General features: G+C 63.9%; 23 protein-coding genes and 1 pseudogene. 13 read left to right on the forward strand and 11 right to left on the reverse strand.

The window, feature by feature from the left end:
* Positions 1–109 precede the first annotated feature (109 nt).
* Both E4O92_RS01295 and E4O92_RS01300 read left to right on the forward strand, forming a co-directional pair.
* On the forward strand, positions 110–1015 hold the full coding sequence (locus tag E4O92_RS01295; protein ID WP_167759661.1) for a CE1 family esterase: 906 nt from the start codon (positions 110–112) through the stop codon (positions 1013–1015).
* Positions 1012–2292, forward strand: a complete 1281-nt coding sequence (locus tag E4O92_RS01300; RefSeq protein WP_135187933.1) for a glycosyltransferase — start codon at positions 1012–1014, stop codon at positions 2290–2292. Before E4O92_RS01295 ends, E4O92_RS01300 begins: the two co-directional genes overlap by 4 nt.
* Here the strand turns inward: E4O92_RS01300 and E4O92_RS01305 are convergent.
* Together E4O92_RS01305 and E4O92_RS01310 are read right to left on the reverse strand one after the other, a co-directional pair.
* A complete protein-coding gene (locus E4O92_RS01305; RefSeq protein WP_135187934.1) occupies positions 2289–2591 on the reverse strand; it encodes a type II toxin-antitoxin system RelE/ParE family toxin in 303 nt (100 codons plus the stop codon). The two genes, E4O92_RS01300 and E4O92_RS01305, sit on opposite strands and share 4 nt — an antisense overlap.
* On the reverse strand, positions 2579–2863 hold the full coding sequence (locus E4O92_RS01310; protein ID WP_135187935.1) for a CopG family ribbon-helix-helix protein: 285 nt from the start codon (positions 2861–2863) through the stop codon (positions 2579–2581). Before E4O92_RS01310 ends, E4O92_RS01305 begins: the two co-directional genes overlap by 13 nt.
* Before the next feature lie 161 nt (positions 2864–3024).
* Here E4O92_RS01310 and E4O92_RS01315 point away from each other — a divergent pair, with 161 nt between their 5' ends.
* Positions 3025–3249, forward strand: coding sequence for an addiction module protein (locus E4O92_RS01315; protein WP_135187936.1), 225 nt, complete (start codon positions 3025–3027; stop codon positions 3247–3249).
* A 34-nt stretch (positions 3250–3283) separates the two neighbouring features.
* Here the strand turns inward: E4O92_RS01315 and E4O92_RS01320 are convergent, their stop codons facing one another.
* A complete protein-coding gene (locus tag E4O92_RS01320) occupies positions 3284–4465 on the reverse strand; it encodes a tetratricopeptide repeat protein (RefSeq protein WP_135187937.1) in 1182 nt (393 codons plus the stop codon).
* Positions 4466–4527: 62 nt separating this feature from the next.
* Positions 4528–5385, reverse strand: coding sequence for an HDOD domain-containing protein (locus E4O92_RS01325; protein ID WP_135187938.1), 858 nt, complete (start codon positions 5383–5385; stop codon positions 4528–4530).
* Between the two features lie 158 nt (positions 5386–5543).
* On the opposite strand from E4O92_RS01325, the gene E4O92_RS01330 reads away from it, so the two are divergent.
* Entirely contained in the window at positions 5544–6119 is a 576-nt protein-coding gene (locus E4O92_RS01330) for a DNA-3-methyladenine glycosylase (protein WP_135187939.1), read from the forward strand.
* A 16-nt stretch (positions 6120–6135) separates the two neighbouring features.
* On the opposite strand, the gene E4O92_RS01335 is transcribed toward E4O92_RS01330, so the two are convergent.
* Both E4O92_RS01335 and E4O92_RS01340 read right to left on the reverse strand, forming a co-directional pair.
* Entirely contained in the window at positions 6136–7848 is a 1713-nt protein-coding gene (locus E4O92_RS01335; protein WP_135187940.1) for a methyl-accepting chemotaxis protein, read from the reverse strand.
* A 58-nt stretch (positions 7849–7906) separates the two neighbouring features.
* The gene (locus E4O92_RS01340) at positions 7907–8365 is read right to left on the reverse strand and encodes a cache domain-containing protein (RefSeq protein ID WP_135187941.1); all 459 of its coding nucleotides are present in this window, start codon (positions 8363–8365) and stop codon (positions 7907–7909) included.
* Between the two features lie 275 nt (positions 8366–8640).
* Here E4O92_RS01340 and E4O92_RS01345 point away from each other — a divergent pair, with 275 nt between their 5' ends.
* Genes E4O92_RS01345 through E4O92_RS01355 form a run of 3 tightly spaced genes read left to right on the forward strand, consistent with a single transcriptional unit; the run spans position 8641 to position 12194 of the window.
* Positions 8641–10050 (forward strand): KamA family radical SAM protein, encoded by a 1410-nt coding sequence (locus E4O92_RS01345; protein ID WP_229482882.1) that lies wholly within the window; start codon positions 8641–8643, stop codon positions 10048–10050.
* Between the two features lie 19 nt (positions 10051–10069).
* Positions 10070–11374, forward strand: a complete 1305-nt coding sequence (locus E4O92_RS01350) for an MFS transporter (RefSeq protein ID WP_135187943.1) — start codon at positions 10070–10072, stop codon at positions 11372–11374.
* Positions 11343–12194: a fumarylacetoacetate hydrolase family protein gene (locus E4O92_RS01355; RefSeq protein ID WP_135187944.1), complete on the forward strand. Its 852-nt coding sequence runs from the start codon at positions 11343–11345 to the stop codon at positions 12192–12194. The genes E4O92_RS01350 and E4O92_RS01355 overlap by 32 nt, the downstream gene beginning before the upstream one ends.
* Before the next feature lie 288 nt (positions 12195–12482).
* On the opposite strand, the gene E4O92_RS01360 is transcribed toward E4O92_RS01355, so the two are convergent.
* On the reverse strand, positions 12483–13808 hold the full coding sequence (locus E4O92_RS01360; RefSeq protein ID WP_135187945.1) for an aspartate aminotransferase family protein: 1326 nt from the start codon (positions 13806–13808) through the stop codon (positions 12483–12485).
* A gap of 125 nt (positions 13809–13933) precedes the next feature.
* On the opposite strand from E4O92_RS01360, the gene E4O92_RS01365 reads away from it, so the two are divergent.
* Complete coding sequence (locus E4O92_RS01365; RefSeq protein ID WP_135187946.1) at positions 13934–14488, forward strand: carboxymuconolactone decarboxylase family protein; 555 nt, start codon at positions 13934–13936, stop codon at positions 14486–14488.
* Positions 14489–14624: 136 nt separating this feature from the next.
* Here E4O92_RS01365 and E4O92_RS01370 read toward each other — a convergent pair whose 3' ends face one another.
* From E4O92_RS01370 to yjgA, 3 genes are read right to left on the reverse strand one after another with little or no spacing between them, the layout of a single operon-like run.
* Complete coding sequence (locus E4O92_RS01370; protein ID WP_135187947.1) at positions 14625–15293, reverse strand: alpha/beta hydrolase; 669 nt, start codon at positions 15291–15293, stop codon at positions 14625–14627.
* Positions 15294–15344: 51 nt separating this feature from the next.
* Positions 15345–15941, reverse strand: coding sequence for a molybdopterin adenylyltransferase (gene mog, locus E4O92_RS01375; RefSeq protein WP_229482884.1), 597 nt, complete (start codon positions 15939–15941; stop codon positions 15345–15347).
* Positions 15922–16518: a ribosome biogenesis factor YjgA gene (yjgA, locus tag E4O92_RS01380; protein ID WP_135187948.1), complete on the reverse strand. Its 597-nt coding sequence runs from the start codon at positions 16516–16518 to the stop codon at positions 15922–15924. Before yjgA ends, mog begins: the two co-directional genes overlap by 20 nt.
* A 92-nt stretch (positions 16519–16610) precedes the next feature.
* Between yjgA and pmbA the strand changes: the two genes are divergently transcribed.
* From pmbA to modC, 5 genes are all read left to right on the forward strand, one after another.
* Positions 16611–17963, forward strand: coding sequence for a metalloprotease PmbA (gene pmbA / locus E4O92_RS01385; RefSeq protein ID WP_135187949.1), 1353 nt, complete (start codon positions 16611–16613; stop codon positions 17961–17963).
* Between the two features lie 90 nt (positions 17964–18053).
* Positions 18054–18395: a hypothetical protein gene (locus E4O92_RS01390; RefSeq protein WP_135187950.1), complete on the forward strand. Its 342-nt coding sequence runs from the start codon at positions 18054–18056 to the stop codon at positions 18393–18395.
* Positions 18396–18573: 178 nt separating this feature from the next.
* A complete protein-coding gene (gene modA / locus E4O92_RS01395) occupies positions 18574–19323 on the forward strand; it encodes a molybdate ABC transporter substrate-binding protein (RefSeq protein WP_206076791.1) in 750 nt (249 codons plus the stop codon).
* Positions 19324–19329: 6 nt separating this feature from the next.
* Positions 19330–20013 carry a molybdate ABC transporter permease subunit gene (gene modB, locus E4O92_RS01400; RefSeq protein WP_135187952.1) on the forward strand — a complete coding sequence of 228 codons (684 nt, stop codon included), beginning with the start codon at positions 19330–19332 and terminating at the stop codon, positions 20011–20013.
* Positions 20010–21086 (forward strand): molybdenum ABC transporter ATP-binding protein, encoded by a 1077-nt coding sequence (modC, locus tag E4O92_RS01405; protein ID WP_135187953.1) that lies wholly within the window; start codon positions 20010–20012, stop codon positions 21084–21086. Before modB ends, modC begins: the two co-directional genes overlap by 4 nt.
* 147 nt (positions 21087–21233) lie before the next feature.
* Here the strand turns inward: modC and E4O92_RS24665 are convergent.
* Positions 21234–21590, reverse strand: a pseudogene (locus tag E4O92_RS24665) (hypothetical protein); the annotation flags it as partial.

Here is a 21590-nt window from a genome sequence, read left to right on the forward strand (position 1 = left end):
AAGGATGGCACGGTCAATGTTCTCGACACTTTGTGCAGGCTTGAAGGCCACGTTCTGTGGGGCAGGTTGGAGGTCAGCGCCACGTGCGCCGGTCGTGTCGGAAAGCCTCATGCGGCCGGAAGGTGAGCGCCATTATTTGTTGGCATTGCCCAGCAAGACCGCGACCGGCAAGCGACCGTTGGTGGTTGCAATGCATGGTGCCGGGGCCTCGGCCAAACAGCTCTTCGGGATGGCGTTCCCGCCATCGCCGCTGTCGATGTGGCTGGAAATCGCCGAGCGTGAGCAGGTTGTGGTCGCCGCTGCCGATGCCGGAAAAGGCGGCTGGAATGATTGCTTCGCGGGCGCAGAGCGGGTCGCCAAAAAGGACGATGTCGCTTTCATCGGCGCGATCATCGATCGCGCAATTGCCGAACATGAAGTCGATTCCGAACGTGTTTATGTGATCGGGGTGTCCCGTGGCGGACTGCTGGCCTACCGGGTCGCTACCGAAATCCCGCACAAACTGGCCGCGTTCTCGGCCGTTCTGGCCTGTATGCCGCCGCCGGATCGGGCCCGGATGCCCGAGGCGGCATTGCCGGCGCTGATTTTCGGGTGCACCTGCGATCCCTTTTTTCCCTACCAGGGGGGTAAGTATTTCTATACCCTTGGCTTCTTGGATTCAGTAGCCAGTATCGAGGAAAGTGCGAAGATCTGGCGTGAGCTGGCCGGATTGCCCGATGCGCCCGTGGTGTCCAACATCGCGCATCGCAATTCGTGGGACAAAACGCGCACGACGTACTATCTCTGGGGGGAGGGATCCGACCAGATGCAGATCGGGCTGTACAAGATCGAACGCGGTGGGCATGCCGAGCCGAGCTGCGTCCAACGTTATCCCTACTTCATCAACAAGCTGGTCGGCCCGCAAAACGCCGATTTTGAGGTGGCCGAGGCTGCGTGGGACTTCTTCAAACACAAGCGTTCCCGCCGCACTGAAACCGCCAGCTTGAAGGAGACAGTGGAGATCGTCGAACAATGAAGATCGGCATGCTCACATGGGGCAGTCACGGTGATATCCGCCCATTTCTCGCCCTGGCTGACGGCCTGCAGGCGGCGGGGCACGATGTCCACCTGGTCATCACTTGCATCGAGGCCGATGCCTACATCAATGTCGGGTCAAGGCAGGGCGTGAAAATCACGGTTTTGAGGCCCCTGAACTTCAGTCCCGAACAGGCGGAACTCGTCGGCCAGACCGCCTACAGCATCCGCAATCCGATGACGCAGATGGCAACGCTGCTGCGCATGGCGTTTGCGCCAGCCGAGGATGCCATGTTCGAAGCAGCCCAGCGCTTGTGCGCCGAATCGGAGCTGTTGATCGGCCACTATTTCATGTATCCGCTGCAGATTGCGGCGGAACACGCGGGGCTGCCCTACGTCAGCGTGCTGTTGACGCACGCGGCCATCCCGAGCGCCTACCATCACCCGCTCAGTGTGCCCATGCTTGGAAAGCCCGGAAATCGCCTGCTTTGGTGGCTATCCCGGGTGCTGCTCAATCGGACCATCAAACAATATCCGGACCGGCTCCGCCGCCAGCTTGGCATGCGGCCCATGCGCGATATTGTCTCGGAGGTCTGGCTCTCGCGCCATCTCACCCTGGTGGCGGTCAGTCCCCAGATTTGCGAGCGGCAGGCGGACTGGCCCGCATCGATCCAGGTCTGCGGTTTCCTGGATCGCCCAAACTGCGAACTGGAAGGCGCCATTCCGGAATCGCTGTCTGCCTTCCTTGCGGCTGGCGAGGCGCCAATCTACATGACCTTTGGCAGTTGGATGCCCAAGGACGTGCAAGGCCAGACGGTGGCACTGCGGCTACTGACCGAGGCCGCAAACCGCGCAAACTGCCGCGCGATCATTCAATGCCATGCGTGGGAAGCCTGCGGCTTTACTTCAAGCGACCGGATCCTGTACATCGCCGCCGCGCCACATCAACAGATTTTCCCGCATTGCTTCGCGGTCTTGCACCACGGCGGGGCCGGGACGACGCAGTCGGCAACGCTGGCGGGGAAGCCGTCGATTGTCGTGGCCAATATCAGCGAGCAGGAGCACTGGGGCCGCGAACTGTTCCGTATAGGCACTGCCGGCAAGCCCACCAAGCGGCGCAATGTCACAGCAAGTGCCCTTGCCAGGCAAATCCGGCATGTGCGTGATACGCCTCGGATGACGGACCAGGCGCGAAAGATCGCGGACGCCATGCGGAAGGAGAATGGGGTGGCAGAGGCGGTGCGATGGATCGGCGGTGGTGATGCCTGCGGCATTTAAGGCGCTTGCCCAAGAAATCCGGCTTCGCGTTGGTGTCGTATGGCGAGTATTAATACGGCGTCATAATTTGCTTCATAGCTGTAGAGAGCGACATATCCAGTTCTGCCCTGTGAGATGACAAGTTCTCGAAGTCCAGACTCCACCTGCCGACCAATTAGAGGATGGCGAGCGAGGATACTCACGGCCTCATCGATCAGGTCGAGCGCTTCCAGCTGAATGCTGACACCTTGCCCAGATAGAAAATCGCTGATGCGTTCAAGGTCGGACAGGGCTTGGCTGGAATAGCTTATTTTCGCCATGCCTTGGCGTCTGGCCTGGGTGCCTGATTGTCGGCGATTCGTTTGCGCAGATAGGTACGCACTTCATCAGCATCATGTCCAAGCCCGCTTTGGCGCATCTCTTCGCGTGCCGCGAGCGCCTGTCCCACAAATTGTGAACGTTGTTCTACGGCGTCGGCGGCTTGCCGGATAGCGTCTACCATGAACGCATGGGGGCTGATGCCCAATTCCTGGGCTGCCTTAGCTGCCCGTTGTTTGAGTTCTTCGGAAAGTTTGAGTGAGGTTGTCGACATGGTGAGCGAATGTGTGGGCCGGTGTTACTAGGGTAGCACCTTCGCCACGCAACCTTCAAGTGGCGCGTTTGGAAGATGCCAAATTCCCCAAAATAGCAACCGGTACTGATGTCGGAAGCGACTCGCGGTACGATCATCTTCTTGGTAAGAGGGAGCCGATCATGCACACGCAATTTGAACGATTGGCAATGGAGGTATTGCAGCTCACGCCAGACGAGCGTGAAGCCTTTGTTCAGCTGCTTGTCGCCAGTCTGGAAGAGGACGTTACAAGCGATGACGCGCTCGCGGCGGAGGTTGAGCGCCGCAACGCGGATGTTGAGTGCGCAGTGACTCAAGTCATTCCGATGCATGAGGCATTGGCTTCGGTGCGCGCCGGCTTGAAGTGAAGCTGGCAATCGTTCCGGCCGCCTGCCAGCCCCATCAATGAAACGCCGTTTGCCCGTTTCCGTACTGGCTGTGCAAGCTACGCAGGTACGCCAGCTTGGCCGAATATACTTCCTTGTTGTCACGCCGCGTACTGGTGTCGTACGCCAGCGCGAGCTGTTCGCGTGCCTGCTTGGCGTCGCCCAGGCGCAGGCAAGCGACCGCCAGCCAGAAGTGGAATTCGTCGTTGTAGGGTGCGCGCTTGACCTCGCGTGTGAACAGCGCCTTGGCCGCCGCGAACTCGCCGTGCTCGAGTGCCAACATCCCCTCATTAAAGAACTTGAATGGCGGGTTGGGTTCGATTTGCGCTATGCGCGCAGTCATCGCGGCCGCTTCTTGCTGCTTGCCCAGGCGGTTCAGCACCGGCACCAGGTTTTGCATCACAACCACGTTCTCCGGCTCGCGCGCGAGCACGGCAAGGAAGACCCGTTCGGCCTGAACCAGCTCGCCTTTGCGCTGGTAAATTACGCCCAGGGTGTTGTATGCCTGCCCCAGTGCCGGCTGCTGGGTGAGCGCCGCGCGCGCCCACCAGTAGGCGTCGTCAACGCGGTTTTGCACCAGCGCCTCGGCGGCGCGGTTATTCATGTACATGGCGATGATGTCCGTTTCTTCCAGTTCCCGGCTGTGGAACTTGCTGGCTTCGTCCGGCGGCAAGAAGTCGATGGTCAGCGTGCGCGTCAGGTTCGAGCCGCGTAGCAAATCGTCGGAGCGCTGGCCCAGGCTCAGGTTGACGTGCGAGCTGACCAGGTAAAGCGCGCCATTGCGGGTCCAGTTCTCTTCCACGAAGACGTGGTTGTAGCGCACCTTCATGCCCAGTTCCTTGGCAAAGGCGGCAGTCATGATCACCAGTGACAGGCAATTGCCCGAACGCGCCGCATAGGTCTGGGCGGCGGTGCGGGTTATGGAGGATTCATATTCGAGCATCAGGTCGCCCTTCGAGTACAGGGCGTCCACCAGCCCGTTCTCCGAACCTTTTTTACGCAGGTGAGTGGCAAAGGCCGCGCTGCGCAGGTAGGCCTGCATCTCGGGACTGAGGGTGAACAGGTCGCCGGCGCCCACCGGTTCGGACGGGGCGGCGAAGGCGGTGTCCTGGAACAGGCCCTCGATGCGTGGCGCTTCGTACCGGACGCTGGCGCATCCGGTCAACAGGAACAGCAGCAGACAAGTCCAGGTTTTCATCCTTCCCTCCGGTAAAGACGCTTTGGAGAAAGTATCTGACCGTAAAGGGAGGATGTCAAAGACTATCGGTCGTCGTGGAAGGCCTCGTGCATATCGTCCAGCAGTTCCACCGTTTCGTCCTCCGACAGGCCAAGCCACGCGCAGGCACGGGCGCCGCCCTTGTTCCACTCGAGCGATTCGGCATGGGCCAGGTATTTGCTGATCGCACGCTCGGCCAGCAGCGACAGCGCGACCAGCGCGCCCAGGCCCTTTTCGGTGGCGGGATCGTCGAGCACCGTATAGTCGTGGTGGTGCAGGATCGCCCACGCAATATCGCCCGACAGGCCCCAGGTGCGCGCCAGCAGGCAGCCGACCGCGGCGTGGCTGGTGTTGTGGCGCGCCTCTTCCAGCGCGGTGAACGGCAGCTCGCGCTCGGCGGTGGCGGCGGCGAAGGTGGCGCCGTAGTCGGGAAAGCGCTCCATCAGGAGCGGCACGCCGGTGTCGCAGAACAGGCCGAAGGTGTGGGCGACGTCGGGCGCGCCCACGCGCAGGCGGCGCGACAGGAACGCCATCGCCTGCGCGCGCCGGGTCGAGAGATCCCAGAAGTTGGCCAGGGCGGCGCCGGCGGCCGGTATCGCGTGGCGCGCCAGCAGTCCGGTCATCAGCGACGCGACCTGGTTAATGCCAAGGAACAGGATCGCCTGCTCGATCGATTGGGCGCGGCGGCCCCCGTAAAACGGCGAGTTGGCCAGCTTGAGCAGCGCGCCGGACATGCCGACATCGCTCGCCACGATGCGCGCGATCGCTTCCGGCGACGGGCTGCTTGCCGCCAGTTCACGCTGCAGGTCGGCCAACAGGCTGGGGCGGGGAGGGATGCGGATCGACTTGATCAGGGCGTCGACCTGGTCGGCTGGCTTGGCCGCGGCGGCTGCTGTGTTCATTGGGAGCGGAAAAAAGGTCGTGCTGCTGGGAAACTCATTAAGCTCGTCACTATAAACCAGACAACATGGGGTTGCACCCGATATGGTCAATTTGTTGCTAAATCGTACGAACATCGCGTGCGAACGGTGTTGCTGCGCAGCCGTTATAGAATCTGGGCATGAGCAATTCCATCCTTGCCGGCATCGATTTCGCCGCGCCCTCGGAGCTGGTGGCACGCCAGCTGATCGGCGTCACCCTGCTGGTCGACGGCGTCGGCGGGCGCATCGTCGAGACCGAGGCCTATGACCGCGAAGACCCCGCCTCGCACGCGCACGTCGGGCCCACCGAACGCAACGAAGCCATGTTCGGCCCGCCCGCGCACGCCTACGTCTACCGCTCGTACGGGATCCACTGGTGCCTGAACTTCGTGTGCCGCGAAGTGGGCCACGGCGCCGGGGTGCTGATCCGCGCCCTCGAGCCGGTCGCCGGCATCCGGGTGATGCGCGCGCGCCGTCATACCGACCAGGACCGGCTGCTGTGCTCCGGGCCGGGCAAGCTGTGCCAGGCGCTCGGGGTCACGCGCGCACATAACGGAATGTCGCTGGCGGCGCCCCCATTCGAGCTGTGGCCGGCGCCGGAGGGGATGGAAGTGGTGGCAGGGCCGCGCATCGGGATTTCGAAGGCGGTCGAGGTGCCGTGGCGCTTCGGGCTGGCCGGCTCGCGTTACGTGAGCCGGCCGTTTCGGCGACACTAACCGGCCGTTTCGGCGGCTAGCCGACCGCGCCCCGTCCGCGCGCCGCCGTGCCTGCCGGGGTGGGCAGCGCACGCCGCGCGCCGCGCATCGGGCTGTCGGGCGCGCGCCGCTCGACCGGCGCCACGAATTCCTCGTCCTCCAGCTCATCTTCCGCATCCGGCGCGCTGCTGGCCTCGGGCGCCGCGTCTTCGATCTGGAACACCGATACCGCCTGGGCCAGGTTCACCGTCTGCTCGTGCAGGCTCTCGGCCGCGGCCGCGGCCTGTTCGACCAGCGCCGCGTTCTGCTGGGTCATGTCGTCCATCTGCCCGACCGCGCGGTTCACTTCCGCGATGCCGTCCGCCTGCTCGGTGCTGGCCACGCTGATGCGCTCGATGATGTCGTTGACCTGGCGGACCGAGGCCACGATGCTGCCCATGCTGGCGCCGGCTTCGTTGACCGAGGCGGCGCCGCCGTCGATGATCTTGACCGAGTCGGCGATCAGGGCCTTGATTTCCTTGGCCGCCGCGGCCGAGCGCTGGGCCAGGGTGCGCACCTCGGCGGCTACCACCGCAAAGCCGCGGCCCTGTTCGCCGGCGCGCGCCGCTTCCACCGCCGCGTTCAGGGCCAGGATATTGGTCTGGAACGAGATGCCGTCGATTACACCGATGATCTCGACGATCTTGCGCGAGCTGGCCTTGATCGATTCCATCGTGGTCACCGCGCGCTCCACCGCGACCCCGCCGCCGGCCGCCAGCCGCGCCGCATCGGCCGCCAGCTCGGTGGCCAGGCGCGCGTTGTTGGCGTTGTCCTTGACCGCCACCGTCAGGGTCTCCATCGCGCTCGCGGTCTGCTCGAGCGAGCCGGCCTGCAGCTCGGTCCGGGTCGACAGGTCGAGGTTGCCGGTGGCGATCTCCTTGGAGGCGGTATCGATCGAGCGCACCGCATCGAGGATGCTGCGCAGCGTCGTGTTCAGGGTGCCGATCGTGTGGTCGAGCGCGCGCGAGGTCTCCGCGATCTCGTCGCGGCCGTCGCTGGCGGCCACTTTGGTCAGGCGCCCTTCGGCCAGGTCGCCGACCGCCTGCGATATAACGTGGATATCGCGCAGCATCGCGCGCCGCACCAGCATCGTGACCACCAGCGACAGCCCGATCGACAGCAGCACCAGCGCGGCCATCGTGGCGCCGAGCATGCGGAACTCGTCCTTGGCGGCCGTGTACGCGCGCTCGGACAGCGTCTTCTCCAACGCCTGCAGCTGCGCCAGCTGGGCGCCCAGCGTGACGAATTCCTTCTCCGCCTTCTGCATCGAGTTGGTGGCGATCGACTGGTCGACCTGGGCCAAATCGATGGTCTCGGTGACGCCCTTGCGGTAGGCGGCCAGCGCCGCGATCGAGGCGTCGACCAGTTTGCGCTCGGCCGGATCGGATACCTTGCCCAGCTCGGCCAGCTGCTTGCCGATCGAGGCGTGCTTGCGGCCGATGTCGGCGATCAGGGCATCGAGCCGGGCCTTGGCGAAGCTGCCGTTGATCCAGGCCAGCAGCTGGTAGATGTTCGCGTGCGCGAACTTGGCGTCGCCGGCCACGTCGGCGGCCGCCTTCAGGCGCGCGGCGCGCACCTGCACCATGTTCTCGAGCGAGGCGTTCTGGCGCACCATCCCGTAATACGACGCGCCAGAGATTAGCGTCAGCAGAACCAGCACTAGCCCCGGCGCCAACAGCAGCTTCGGGCCAATCCGCAGTTTTCTCAACATCCTGGACTCCCGTCAGACGAAAACCAAAGCGGCCCGCACTTGGGCCGCGTCTTCAGGCTCACTTCTTGTAGATGCCCGCTTCCAGCACCACGTCGTCGACCCGCAGGATGTAGGTCGTCTTCGGTTCGATCTTGCCCGACTTCGGATTCTTGTACTGGTAGTCGACCCAGCCTTTGCCCTTGGCCGCGGCCAGCTCGATGATCTCGCGCCGGTATTTCTTGCCGTTGGCGTCGGGCACGTCGGTCAGGTCCTTGCCGATGATCGAGGCGTTGTACGGATGGGCCAGCACGATCCCGGTCTTGATGTCGCGCATGTCCACGTACAGTTCGCCCTGGCAAAAGTCGGGGTCCTTGGCGTTGATTTTCTTCATCATTTCGTCCTTGCCTTTGGACTTGATGAAGGCGGCGCCGCGTTCGGTCATCGCAATCGCGTCCTCTTTGGTCGGGTTGTCGTTGGCCAGTGCGGTCGTGCAGGCGAGCCCCAGGCACAGGGCGGTGGCGGTGGCGAGCAGCTTCATGTGGTCTTTCCTTTCAGAGTCCCGTTGGCAAAAGTTGCTTAAGTGCATTGCGTACTGTACGCCGCACTGCCGATCGGCAATTTGCGATCGCGCAAACTGCATGGCGGAAATCCACTTGATGTATTTACTCAAATCTTTTTTGTTCCTTGGAGAAATCTTCCGTTGATTTCGGGCAATTCGTCCCGGATGGCAGGCTTCTATCATGAAATTCCTGCCGGCAATTCTTCGTTCAAGAATGCATGACGGCCCATCTTTCCCTCTTCCCGGAGAATGACGTGACCACCGAAGCAACCGCCCCCAAGTTCAAGCCCTTCACCCGTCAGACGATCACCCAGGCGCGCCAGTGGCAATGGCTGGCGCCCGAACTGCAGGAAGCAGTCCAGGTCATCTCGCACGTGTTGCCGTTTCGCACCAACCAGTACGTCCTCGACCAGTTGATCGACTGGAGCAACGTGCCGGACGACCCGATCTACCGCCTGGTCTTCCCGCACCGCGACATGCTGCCCGCCAGGGAATACGAACAGCTGCGCGACCTGGTACTGCACAAAAAGGACGAGGCCGCAATCGCCAAACTGGTGCACGAGATCCGGATGCGCATGAACCCGCACCCGGCCGGCCAGATGACCCACAACGTGCCGCGCGTGAACGACGCCCCGCTCAAGGGCCTGCAGCACAAGTACAAGGAGACCGTGCTGTTCTTCCCGAGCTCGGGCCAGACCTGCCACGCCTACTGCACCTTCTGCTTCCGCTGGCCGCAGTTCGTCGGCATGGACGAACTCAAGTTCGACGCGCGCGAAACCACCGAGCTCGTGTCCTACCTCGAGACCCATCCCGACGTGACCGACGTCTTGATCACCGGCGGCGACCCGATGATCATGAACACCCGCTCGCTGGCCGAGTTCATCGAGCCGCTGCTGGGCCCGAAGCTTGCGCACATCCAGAACATCCGCATCGGCACCAAGTCGGTCGCCTACTGGCCGCAGCGCTACGTGTCGGACAAGGACAGCGACGACCTGATGCGCCTGTTCGAGAAGGTGGTCAGGGCCGGCAAGAACCTGGCCGTGATGGGCCACTACAACCACGCGGTCGAACTGCGCAGCGCGGTCGCGCAGCAGGCGGTCAAGCGCATCGTCGGCACCGGCGCCACGCTGCGCATGCAGGGGCCCCTGATCCGCCACATCAACGAAGACCCGAAGAGCTGGGCCGAGCTGTGGACCACCGGCGTGCGCCTGGGCGCGATTCCGTACTATATGTTCGTCGAGCGCGACACCGGCCCGCGCGAGTATTTCGCGCTGCCGCTGGCGCGCGCGCACGAGATCTTCCAGGCCGCCTATTCGATGGTCTCCGGCCTGTCGCGCACCGTGCGCGGGCCGTCGATGAGCGCGTTCCCGGGCAAGGTCGTGATCGACGGCGTGGTCACGATCAATGGCGAAAAGCTGTTCGCGCTGCAGTTCCTCCAGGCCCGCAACCCGGAGTGGGTCAGGAAGCCCTTCTTCGCCAGGTACGACCCCGACGCCACCTGGCTCGACCACCTCAAGCCGGCCTTCGGCAGGCAGAAGTTCTTCTTCGAAGCCGAAGAAGGCGAAGCGAGCTTGCACGGCCCGGCGGGGCGCGTGATCCCGATCGCCCAGGCGCCGCGCCAGAACGACCGGCGTGCCAGCGACACCCAGCCGGATGCCGCCTGAGTTCTGACGGACCCGCACCATGACCCCGGAGACGAATGAACCGCCGCGCCTTTCCGGCCTGGCGGTTTTTTTCTACGTGTTCCTGCCGTTCGCGCTCGGGCACTTCCTGTCCTCGATGCTGCGCAACGTGAACGCGGTGCTGGCGCCCAGCCTGGTGCATTCGCTCGCGCTCACCCCCGGCGAACTTGGCCTGTTGACCAGCGCGTTCTTCTTCTCGTTCGCGCTGGTCCAGCTGCCGGTCGGGATCGCGCTCGATCGCTTTGGCCCACGCATCGTGCAGCTGGTGCTGATGCTGCTCGGCTCGGTCGGGGTGCTGATGTTCGCCCGTGGCCAGACCTTCACCCATCTGTTGATCGCACGCGCCGTGATGGGCTTTGGTCTGGGCGGATGCTTCATGTCCGCGGTCAAGGCCATTTCGACCTGGATCGCGCCCAAGCGCCTGCCATCGGTGCACGGCTACCTGATCGCGATCGGCGGGCTGGGCGCGGCCACCGCCACCATGCCGGTGCGCCTGGTGCTGCAGTACACCGACTGGCGCGGCCTGTTTGCCGTGCTGGGCGGACTGACCGCCTGCTGCGGCCTGCTGATCGTGCTGCTTGTGCCGCTTTGCAAAGGCAACGCCAATGCCAAGGCGCCGACCCTGCAGTCGATCGTCGACGTCTACCGCCACCCGGCGTTTCGCACCACCGTTTCACTGGTACTGGTGCCGCACACGGTCTTTTTCGGCATCCAGGGGCTGTGGATCGGGCGCTGGCTGGCGGACGTGGCGCGCTTTCCCGATTCGGCCGTGGCCTACCTGCTGTATCTGAGCATGGCGGCGGTGATCTTCGGCGCAATCGCGGTGGGCATGATCACCGAATGGGCCGGCCGGCGCGGCTTGCTGCCGCTCGACGTGGCCGGGATCGGAGTGGCGCTGTTCGTACTGGTCCAGGTGGCGCTGGTGGTGAGCTACACGCCCAGCCTGCAGCTGCTGTCGGTGCTGTTCACGCTGGTGGGCACGATCACCGGCATCGAGTACGCGATCGTGGCGCAGACCATGCCCAAGGAGCTGACCGGGCGCGCGGCCACCTGCCTGAACCTGCTCATCTTCATCGGCGCATTCGTGGTGCAGGCGGGTTTCGGCCAACTGGTCGGGCTCTGGCACCCGGACCGCTTCGGCCACTACCCGGTGCTGGCGTACCGCGTCGCGTTCGCGGCGCTCGTGCTGCTGCAACTGCCCGGCCTGGTGCGCCACTTCCTTCGCAGGCGTCCGGTACAATGCCAGATCGCTTTGCTCGCAAATAAGGAAGATTATGAGATTGGTTCGCTACGGTCGTCCCGGTAAGGAAAAACCGGGACTGGTGGACGAGGAAGGGCGGCTGCGTGACCTGTCGGGCGTCATCCCCGACATCGACGCATCCGTCCTTTCCGACCGTGTCCTGCGCAAGATCGCCAGGATCGACTACAAGACCCTGCCGCTGGTGCGCAGCACGCCGCGCTTCGGCGTGCCGGTCAAGGGTATCGGCAAATTCATCGGCATCGGCATGAACTACTCGGACCACGCGGCCGAAATCAACGCCCCGATCCCGAAAGAGCCGATCATGTTCATGAAGGCCATCAGCTGCCTGTCCGGCCCCGACGACCCGATCCAGCTGCCCAAAGGCTCGAAGAAGACCGACTGGGAAGTGGAGCTCGGTGTGGTGATCGGCACCCGCGCGCAGCACGTGAGCGAGGAGGACGCGCTCAAGCACGTCGCCGGCTATTGCGTGGTCAACGACGTGTCCGAGCGCGCCTTCCAGTTCGAGATGGGCTCGCAGTGGGACAAGGGCAAGGGCTGCGACACCTTCGGTCCGGTCGGCCCGTGGCTGGTCACCCGCGACGAAGTCTACGACGTGCAGGACCTGAACATGTACCTGGAGCTGAACGGCAAGCGCATGCAGACCGGGAACACCTCCAGCATGATCTTCAGCGTGGCGCAGATCGTCAGCTACGTCTCGCGCTTCATGACGCTGGAACCGGGCGACATCATCTGCACCGGCACCCCTCCGGGCGTGGGCCACGGCCGCGCGCCGCAGCGCTACCTCAAGAAAGGCGATACGCTGCGCCTCGGGATTGAGGGGCTGGGCGAGCAGCAGCAGGAAGTGCTGGCGTTCCCGAAGGCTTGAACGTAGGGTGGGCGGCTATGCGCCCACGCGTTCAAACAGAGCGTGAATTACCGAACGCACTGAACTTGGCTGCGGCACTGCTGGCTGGACGCGTGGGCGGGAGACCCGCCCACCCTACGGCGCTCGCATCCCGCCGGCGCTGCCGTCCGCCAGCACACATGACATAACGTAGGGTGCGCACCTGTGCGCACGCGGTCATCGCATCCTGACTTGCGGCTCCTGCTTCACTACGCGACCTTCGCGAACCGCGTGCGCACAGGTGCGCACCCTACGACGTGCATGCCTGACCTACTGCTTCAATGCCGCCTCGATCGCATCCGACAACCGCGACACGATCTCGCCCAGGTCCGACGCGCTGGCGATGAACGGCGGCGCCAACAGCACATGGTCGCCATGCTGGCCATCGATCGTGCCGCCCATCGGATAGACCATCAGCCCGCGCTTCATCGCCTGCTCCTTGATCGCCGCGTGCAGCTTGCGCTGCGGCGCGAACGGCGCCTTGGTCGCGCGGTCCTGCACCATCTCCAGCGCCATGAACAACCCGCGGCCTCGGACGTCGCCCACGTGCGGATGGTTGTCGAACGCGTTGTACAGCATGCGCGAAAGCGCCGCGCCCTGCTTTTGCACCTGCTCCAGCAGGGCGTCGCGCTCGATCACCTGCTGCACTGCCAGCGCCGCGGCCGCCGCCACCGGATGGCCGATGTAGGTGTGCCCGTGCAGGAAGTTGCCGCTGCCGCGCCGGATCCGCTCCACGATCTCGCCGGTCGCCAGCACCGCGCCGATCGGCTGGTAACCGGCGCCCAGGCCCTTGGCCACGGTGATGATGTCCGGCGCCACACCTTCCTGCTCGATCGCATACATCGTCCCGGTGCGGCCCATGCCGCACATGACTTCGTCCGCGATGAACAGGATGCCGTGCCGGTCGCAGATTTCGCGCACCCCTTTGAAGTAGCCCGGCGTGGGAGGAATCGCGCCGCCGGTTGCCCCCACCACCGGCTCGGCCACGAACGCGATCACGTTCTGCGGCCCGGCCCGAACGATCGCGCTCTCCAGTTCATCGAGCAGCGCCGCCGTGTACTGTTCGACGCTCTGATGCTCGCCGCGTCCGCGGTACTCGTAGCAAGCCGATACCCGCGGCACGTCCATCAACAGCGGCGCGAACGGCTTGCGCCGCCACTCATTACCGCCCACCGCCAGCGCGCCCAGCGTGTTGCCGTGGTAGCTCTGGCGGCGCGCGATGAACACCGCGCGCTGCGGCTCGCCGCGCTCGACGAAATACTGGCGCGCCAGCTTGAGTGCGGTCTCGATCGCTTCCGAGCCGCCCGACACCAGGTACACCGCGCCGATCCCGTCCGGCGCGCCGTCCACCAGCTTTGCGGCCAGCTGCTCCGCCACCTCGGTCGTAAAAAACGCCGTGTGGGCATACGCGCAGCGGTCGATCTGGCGGTGCATCGCCTCGATGACGTCCGGATGCCCGTGGCCCAGCGACGACACGGCGGCGCCTCCACTCGCGTCGATGTAGGTATTGCCCTGGCTGTCGCGCACCAGGATGCCATGCGCCGACACGGCGACCGGGGGCGTCTGGCGCAGGCTGCGATGGATGATGTAACTCATTGCGGCTCCCTTGGTTCACAGGTTGACAATTGACGATACGCTCGAAGCCGTCCGATTCTTTTGATTTTTCCCGGAAGCTATGCGAATATTTTTCCATCCAGATACTTCCGCCACGCGCCCCGACCATGAGCGACCGCCTCGGCCCGATTCCCCCTGAGAGCATGACCGAAGCCCAACGCGTGGCCGCGCAGGCGATCATTGATGGGCCGCGTGGAGCATTGTACGGCCCGTTCGTGCCGCTGCTGCGCAGTCCTGAACTGCTGGACAATGCGCAGCGCATGGGCGAGTACCTGCGCTACCGCAGCGCGATCGGCGTGCGCCTGTCGGAACTGGCGATCCTGGTGACGGCGCGCGAGTGGAACCAGAAGGTCGAGTGGGCGATCCACGCGCCGATCGCGGCGCAGGTCGGTATTCCGCCGGCGGTGATGGGAGCCATCGCGCGCGGCGAGCGGCCGGAGGCGATGTTGGTGGACGAATCGGTGGTGTACGACTTCTGCATCGAACTGCACCGTGAAAAGCGGGTGTCCGACCGCGTCTACAACGACGCGCTGGCCCTGTTCGGCGAACACGGCGTGGTCGACCTGATGGGGATTAACGGCTACTACACCTTCCTGGCGATGGTGATGAACACCGCGCAGACCGCGGTGCCGCCGTCGACGGCCGCGCCGCTGCCGGATTAGCAGGGACGAAAGCGGCGATGAGGCGTAGGGTGCGCACCTGTGCGCACGCGGTCATCGCATGCTGACTTGCGGCTACCGCTCCACTACACGACGTTCGCGAACCGCGTGCGCACAGGTGCGCACCCTACGCCTCATATCAGGCCAGCACTTTGCGCAGCCAGGTCGAGATGGCCTGCACCTCTTCCAAACAAAGCGTGTGCTGCATGTTGTACTCGTGCCATTCGACCTGGTAACCCATCGCCACCAGCATTTCGCGCGACTGCTGCGCGCGCATGAACGGCACCACCGGGTCCTGGCGGCCGTGCGCCATGAAGATCGGCGTGGCCAAGCTCTCTTCGGTGCGCTCGTGCGCCACCTTGTCAGCCAGCGGCAGGTAGCCCGACAGGCCCAGCATGCCGGCCAGCCGCTCGGGATGGCGCAGCCCGGTCTGCAGCGTCATCGCGCAGCCCTGCGAAAAACCAGCCAGCACGATGCGCGAAGCCGCAATGCCGCGCGACTTTTCGCGCGCGATCAGCTCCTCTACGTCTCGCTGCGAGTCGCGCAGGCCGGTTTCATCCTCGCGCCGCGTCAGCTCCGCACCGGTGATGTCGTACCAGGCGCGCATGACGTAGCCGCCATTGATCGTGACCGGCATCGTCTTCGCATGCGGGAACACGAAGCGGATCGCGGGCAGGCCGGACAAATCCAGTTCGCGCACCAGCGGCACGAAGTCGTTGCCGTCCGCGCCCAGGCCGTGCAGCCAGATGATCGACGCCTGCGGATTGGGGCCGGTCTCGATCTCGATGTTTTCCAACAGTTCGCGCATGCGCTTGTCCTTTTCTAAGATGCCCTCAAGGAGGTTGTTTTAAGCCGGGCGCTATGCGTTTTTCGGACGCCACGCCTTCGACACCGCCGGATTGGTTTCCATGTACGGCCCACCGATCAGGTCGATGCAGTAGGGGACCGCCGCGAAGATGCCGCCGACGACCACGTTGCCGTCCGCATCCTTCAGCCCCTCCAGCGTCTCCTTGATCGACTTCGGCTGACCTGGCAGATTCATGATCAGCGCCGCATGGTCCGGCGTCTCGCGGATCACCGCGGTCTGGCGCGACAGTATCGCGGTCGGCACGAAGCGCAGGCTGATCTGGCGCATCTGCTCCCCGAAGCCGGGCATTTCCTTGGTCCCGACGGCGAGCGTCGCCTCGGGCGTCACATCGCGCCGTGCCGGGCCGGTGCCGCCGGTGGTCAGCACCAGGTGGCAGCGCGCCTGGTCGACCAGCTCGACCAGCGTCCTTTCGATCTGCTCTCGCTCGTCGGCGATCAGGCGTGTCTCGATCCGGTACGGCGTGGTGACGGCAGCGGCCAGCCAGTCCGACAGGGCAGGGATGCCCTTGTCCTCGTACGCGCCGACGCTGGCGCGGTCGGAGATCGACACCAGGCCGATCACCATCTCGTCATTCGTCTGCGCTCTCATCCTCGACGTCCTCGTGGTCCTGTTCGGCGACGTTCGCCTGCTTGCCGAGTTCCTTGAGAATCTGGAAGATCTCGCGGAAGGCCTTGGGCGGCTTGTTCTCGGCCTGTTCCTTGCGCGCGTTGCGGATCAGGGTGCGCAGCTGCTGGCCGTCCAGTTCCGGGTGCTCCGACAGCAGGCGCGTGAGCTCCTTGTCGTCGGCCAGCAGCTTTTCGCGCTTGCGCTCGAGCGCGTGCAGCGCGGCCGCCTCGGCCTTGGAGGTGCCTTTCCAGCTGTCGATCGTGCGCTGGATGACGGCCACTTCTTCCTCGTCCAGCGAGCGCATCATCTTGCCCACGTACTGCAGCTGGCGGCGCCGGCCTTCGTGGTTGGTGATGGTCTGGCACATCAGGATGGCGTCGCGCACTTCGTCCGGCATCGGCACGCGCTTGACGCGGTCGCGCGGCTCGGCAACGAGTTGTTCTCCGAGTTTCTGCAACTCGTTCATCTGGCGCTTGAGTTCAGACTTGGATGGGCGTTCGTATTCTTGCTCGAACTCGTTGGACTGGAAGCCCACCGAGCCGCGGTTTGCATTTGGCATGGCGATTGATTCGATTGGCACGGGGCCGATCAGTAAAAACAGTAAACGGCTGCTATGATAACTGTTTTAGGGCTCGCTACGAAAAACACCACATGAACGACTCCCTCTTTCCGCACACGCAGGACCAGCTGAAACAGATCGCGCAAGACGTGCTTGCGATCGCACGCGAACAGGGTGCAACCGATGCCTCGGTCGAGATCAGCGAGGGGAGCGGCCTGTCGGTCACGGTCCGCAAGGGCAAGACCGAGACGATCGAGCAGAACAAGGACAAGGGCATGGGCGTGACCGTCTACTGCGGCCAGCGCCGCGGCAATGCCACCACCTCCGACTTCTCTCCAAGCTCGCTGCGCTCGACCGTCGAAGCTGCCTGGAACATCGCGCGCTTCACCGCCGAGGACGATGCAGCCGGCCTGCCTGACGCCGACCTGCTTGAGACAGACCCGCGCGACCTGCGCCTGATCTATCCCTGGCCCTTGAGCGCCGAGGAGGCTTTGGCACTGGCCCAGCGCTGCGAAGCCGCCGCGTTCGCGGTCGATCCGCGTGTGACCAACAGCGAAGGGGCGAGCGTCTACATCCAGCATTCGCACTTCGTCGGCGCCAACACGCGCGGCTTTTGCGCCGGCTACCCGTTTTCACGCCACACGCTGTCGGTCGCGCCGATCGCCGGCAAGGGCAACCACATGCAGCGCGATTACTGGTACACGTCGGACCGCGATCCGCGCAAGCTGGCCGATGCCGAAAAGGTCGGCCGCTACGCCGCCGAGCGCGCGCTGGCGCGGCTGCACGCGCGCAAGCTCGATACCCGCACCTGCCCGGTGCTGTTCGAGGCGCCGCTGGCCGCCGGCCTGCTCGGCTCGTTCGTGCAAGCCACCTCCGGCGGCGCGCTGTACCGCAAATCGAGCTTCCTGCTCGATTCGCTCGGCAAATCGATCTTCCCGGAGCACATCCAGATCATTGAGGACCCGCACGTGCCCGGCGCGGTCGGCTCGGCCCCGTTCGACGAGGAAGGCGTGCGCACGGTGCGCCGTAAGGTAGTCGACAATGGCGTTGTGCAGGGCTACTTCCTGTCCTCGTACTCGGCGCGCAAGCTGGGCATGAAGACCACCGGTAACGCTGGCGGCTCGCACAACCTTGACATGATCTCGACCGGAACCAGGCCGGAAGATACCTTCGAAGGCATGCTGCGCAAGATGGGCACCGGCCTGCTGGTCACCGAGCTGATGGGGCAGGGAACCAACTACGTGACCGGCGACTATTCGCGCGGCGCGTCCGGCTACTGGGTCGAAAATGGCGAGATCCAGTACCCGGTCGAGGAGATCACGATTGCCGGCAACATGAAGGACATGTTCCAGCAGATCGTCGCGATCGGTAACGACGTGCTCACCCGCGGCAACAAGTCGACCGGCTCGATCCTGATCGAGAAGATGGTGGTGGCGGGGAGCTGATTTTCCCTTGCCGTTCACCCGCATGCAAAACGCCCTGACCGGGCGTTTTGTGTTGGGGCGCACGGATCACATACCGATGGTGGACCAAAAATGATGAATCAAATGCAGAATTGGTTGGCAAAAGCTGCAGTAGAGCTTGGCCTTCGAATCGTAATTGGATATGTGTTGAAGCTACCTGACGGGCGGGAGATCCCCGCACAGGCATTGCTTCCCGATTTGGGGGGCAATTTAGGAACGCTGGTGTTTGATTCCGCAGGCGGACTGGATGCGGGAACTCGAAGGGCGTTGGCGTCGCAGGGTTTTTCTATATCCGCATTTTCGGAGCCACTGCCGAATGAAGAGTTTAATGTTGAAAACTATGCCGAGATGTTTGCGGAATGGGGTTGGGCAAGTAATGACATTACGAAGCCGATCTGGATGAATGAGAAATGACGGGTAAAGGTTTTAGATCTGATCTAACGGTGCGAGGTTTGATCCCGGTTTTGTCAGATCAAATTCGGTAAACAATGGATACGCTGGTGCGAATGCCTTGCGGATAACTTCACTCCTTGGTCGTTATATACTTGAGTAATTTAGCGCTTGCCGGTTGGGACGCCGGCCAACCATGGGGATGTTGATGAAACAAGTTCTCAGCCTGTTCGCCGCCATGGCATGTGCCGCGGCCGCCCACGCGGGGGAGGTCCAGGTCGCGGTGGCCGCGAACTTTACCGCGCCCATGCAAAAGATCGCCACCGAATTCGAAAAGGATACCGGCAACAAGGCGGTGCTGGCGTTCGGCGCTACCGGCAAGTTTTATGCGCAGATCAGCAATGGCGCCCCATTCGAGGTTTTCCTTTCCGCCGATGATGAAACACCGTTCAGGCTGGAGAAGGGACATCTGGCCGTGCCCGGGACGCGCTTCACCTATGCGATCGGCAAGCTAGTTTTGTGGTCCGCAAAAGATGGCTATGTCGACGGCAACGGCAACGTTTTGAAGACGGGCGATTTCCAGCACATCGCCACTTCCAATCCCAAGACCGCCCCCTATGGCGCCGCTGCTGTCGCTGTGCTCGAAAGACTCGGCCTGTCCAATGCGCTGAAGGCGAAGCTGGTTCAGGGCGAGAATATCTCCCAGACCTACCAGTTTGTCGCCACCGGCAATGCGCAACTCGGTTTCGTAGCGCTCTCGCAGGTGTACAAGAATGGAAAGATCGGTTCGGGCTCCGGCTGGATCGTCCCGGCCGGGCTGTATGAGCCCATTCGCCAGGACGCGGTTGTGCTCGTAAAAGGCCAAACTAATCCCGTGGCCAAGGAATTGACCGACTATCTGAAGTCGGATAAGGCCAAAAGCATCATCAAATCATTTGGCTACGAAGTGTAATCCGGCATGATAGGCGACATCGATTTCGGTGCCGTCTGGCTCACGCTCAAACTCGCGAGCGTCGTAACGGCGTTGCTGCTGGTCGTCGGCACTCCCATCGCCTGGTGGCTGGCGCGCACCCGCTCACGCATGAAAAAAGTCGTCGGCGCGCTCGTCGCCCTGCCGCTGGTGCTGCCGCCCACGGTACTCGGTTTCTACCTGCTGGTTGCCATGGGGCCAAACGGTCCGGTCGGACGCTTGACCGAAACCCTCGGCCTGGGCGTGTTGCCATTCACGTTTGCCGGGCTGGTGATCGGGTCGGTCTTTTATTCGTTGCCGTTCGTGGTCCAGCCTCTGCACAACGCGTTCGAAGCCATCGGCGAACGGCCGCTGGAGGTCGCGGCCACTTTGCGCGCAAGCCCTTGGGATACCTTCTGGTCGGTGGCCGTTCCTCTGGCCCGTCCGGGTTTTCTGACCGGAGCCATTCTCGGTTTCGCCCACACCATCGGCGAGTTCGGCGTGGTCTTGATGATTGGCGGGAACATCCCGGACAAGACGCGCGTGATCTCGGTCCAGATTTACGACCATGTCGAGGCGATGGAATATGCGCAAGCGCACTGGCTCGCGGCCGGCATGCTCGTTTTCAGCTTCCTGGTGCTGCTGGCACTTTACGCGTTTAGTCCCCAGCCCGCAAAAGGCGGCAGGCAATGAGCGACATACGCGCGCGTTTTCGCATCGACCACGGCGGTTTTTCGCTGGACGTCGCGCTGGAATTACCGGGGCGCGGCGTCAGCGCGCTGTTCGGCCATTCGGGAGCGGGCAAGACCACCTGCCTGCGCGCGATAGCGGGGCTGGAGCGCGCTCCCGATGGCTATGTGGCGCTCGGTGACGAGGTATGGCAGGACGAAGCACGCGGCGTGTTCGTGCCCACCCACAAGCGCTCGCTGGGCTACGTCTTCCAGGAAGCGAGTCTGTTTTCGCACCTGTCGGTGCGCGGCAATCTTGAATTCGGCCTCAAACGCGTCGCTCACGCCAACCGCAGATTCGAATTGGCTCCGGTGGCGGAGCTGCTCGGCATCGGCGGGCTGCTCGAACGCAGGCCCACAAGCCTTTCCGGCGGCGAGCGACAGCGCGTGGCGATTGCGCGGGCGTTGCTGGCGTCGCCGCGCCTGTTGCTCATGGATGAACCGTTGGCCGCGCTGGACCTGCAACGCAAGCGCGAAATCCTGCCCTATCTCGAACGCATGCACGACGAGCTATCGATCCCGATCATCTACGTCAGTCATTCGACCGACGAAGTGGCGCGCCTGGCCGATCATCTGGTGCTGCTGGAAGCGGGAAGGGTGGTGGCCAGCGGCACGCTGACCGAAACGCTGGCGCGCACTGACCTGCCATCGGCCTTTCTGGAGGACGCGGGCGTGGTGCTGGAAACGGTACTGGCCGCGCATGAAGCCGACCATCTTTCGCGGCTGGATTTCGAGGGAGGGAATCTGCATGTCGGCCAGCGCAGCGAGTCCTTGGGCAGCCGCCTGCGCTGCCGTATCCATGCGCGCGATGTGAGCCTGGCGCTGGATCGCCCGCGCGCCACCAGCATCGTCAACGTTCTGCCTGCCGTGGTGACGGCGACCGCCGCGACCGATACCCCCGGTCACGTGCTGGTGCAGATGCGAATCGGCGCGGTGCCGCTGCTGGCCCGGATTACCGAACGCTCGCGCCGCGAGCTTGCGATCGTTCCGGGCCTTCAGGTGTGGGCGCAGGTGAAGGGCGTTGCCTTGCTCGGTTAGGGCAGGAAAACTGCCGAGCCGGGTGCTGTAGGGTGGGCGGGGTAAAGTTGGCCAGTGGCCAACTTTACGAACGCCCACGCGTCCAACCAGCGGGAGAACAGCCGCAGGCACCTGGCTGCCAGCCACCCGAGCATCCTACGGCCCTTCTTATGGCTGCTGCGGCCTGTACACCACAACCCGGTCTACCGCGTACAGCCGGCAGTGGGTCTGGTAGCGCTTCTCGCAGCCTGGAATCACCCTGATCCACGGTTCGGGCGAGTCGGCCGGGTCGTGCGGCTTGCGGGTCCAGGCCTCCCAGATCTGGCCGCTGTCGCTGATCGCAATCGCACGCGGCAGCGGGAGCGTCAGGAATTTCTCGTACTTGGCACGTGCCTTCGGGCCGAACTGGTCCAGCTTCGCAACGTCATTGATGTCGGCATAGCCCGACGCCGACGGCGGCTTTGGCTCGCGCGGTGCGGCGGGGTGCGGGGCGCTCGGTGCCGGTGGCTGTGCGGCGGTGCGCCT

Origin of the sequence: Massilia horti (assembly GCF_004614195.1) — a bacterium.
Classification (GTDB): Bacteria; Pseudomonadota; Gammaproteobacteria; order Burkholderiales; family Burkholderiaceae_D; genus Telluria; species Telluria horti.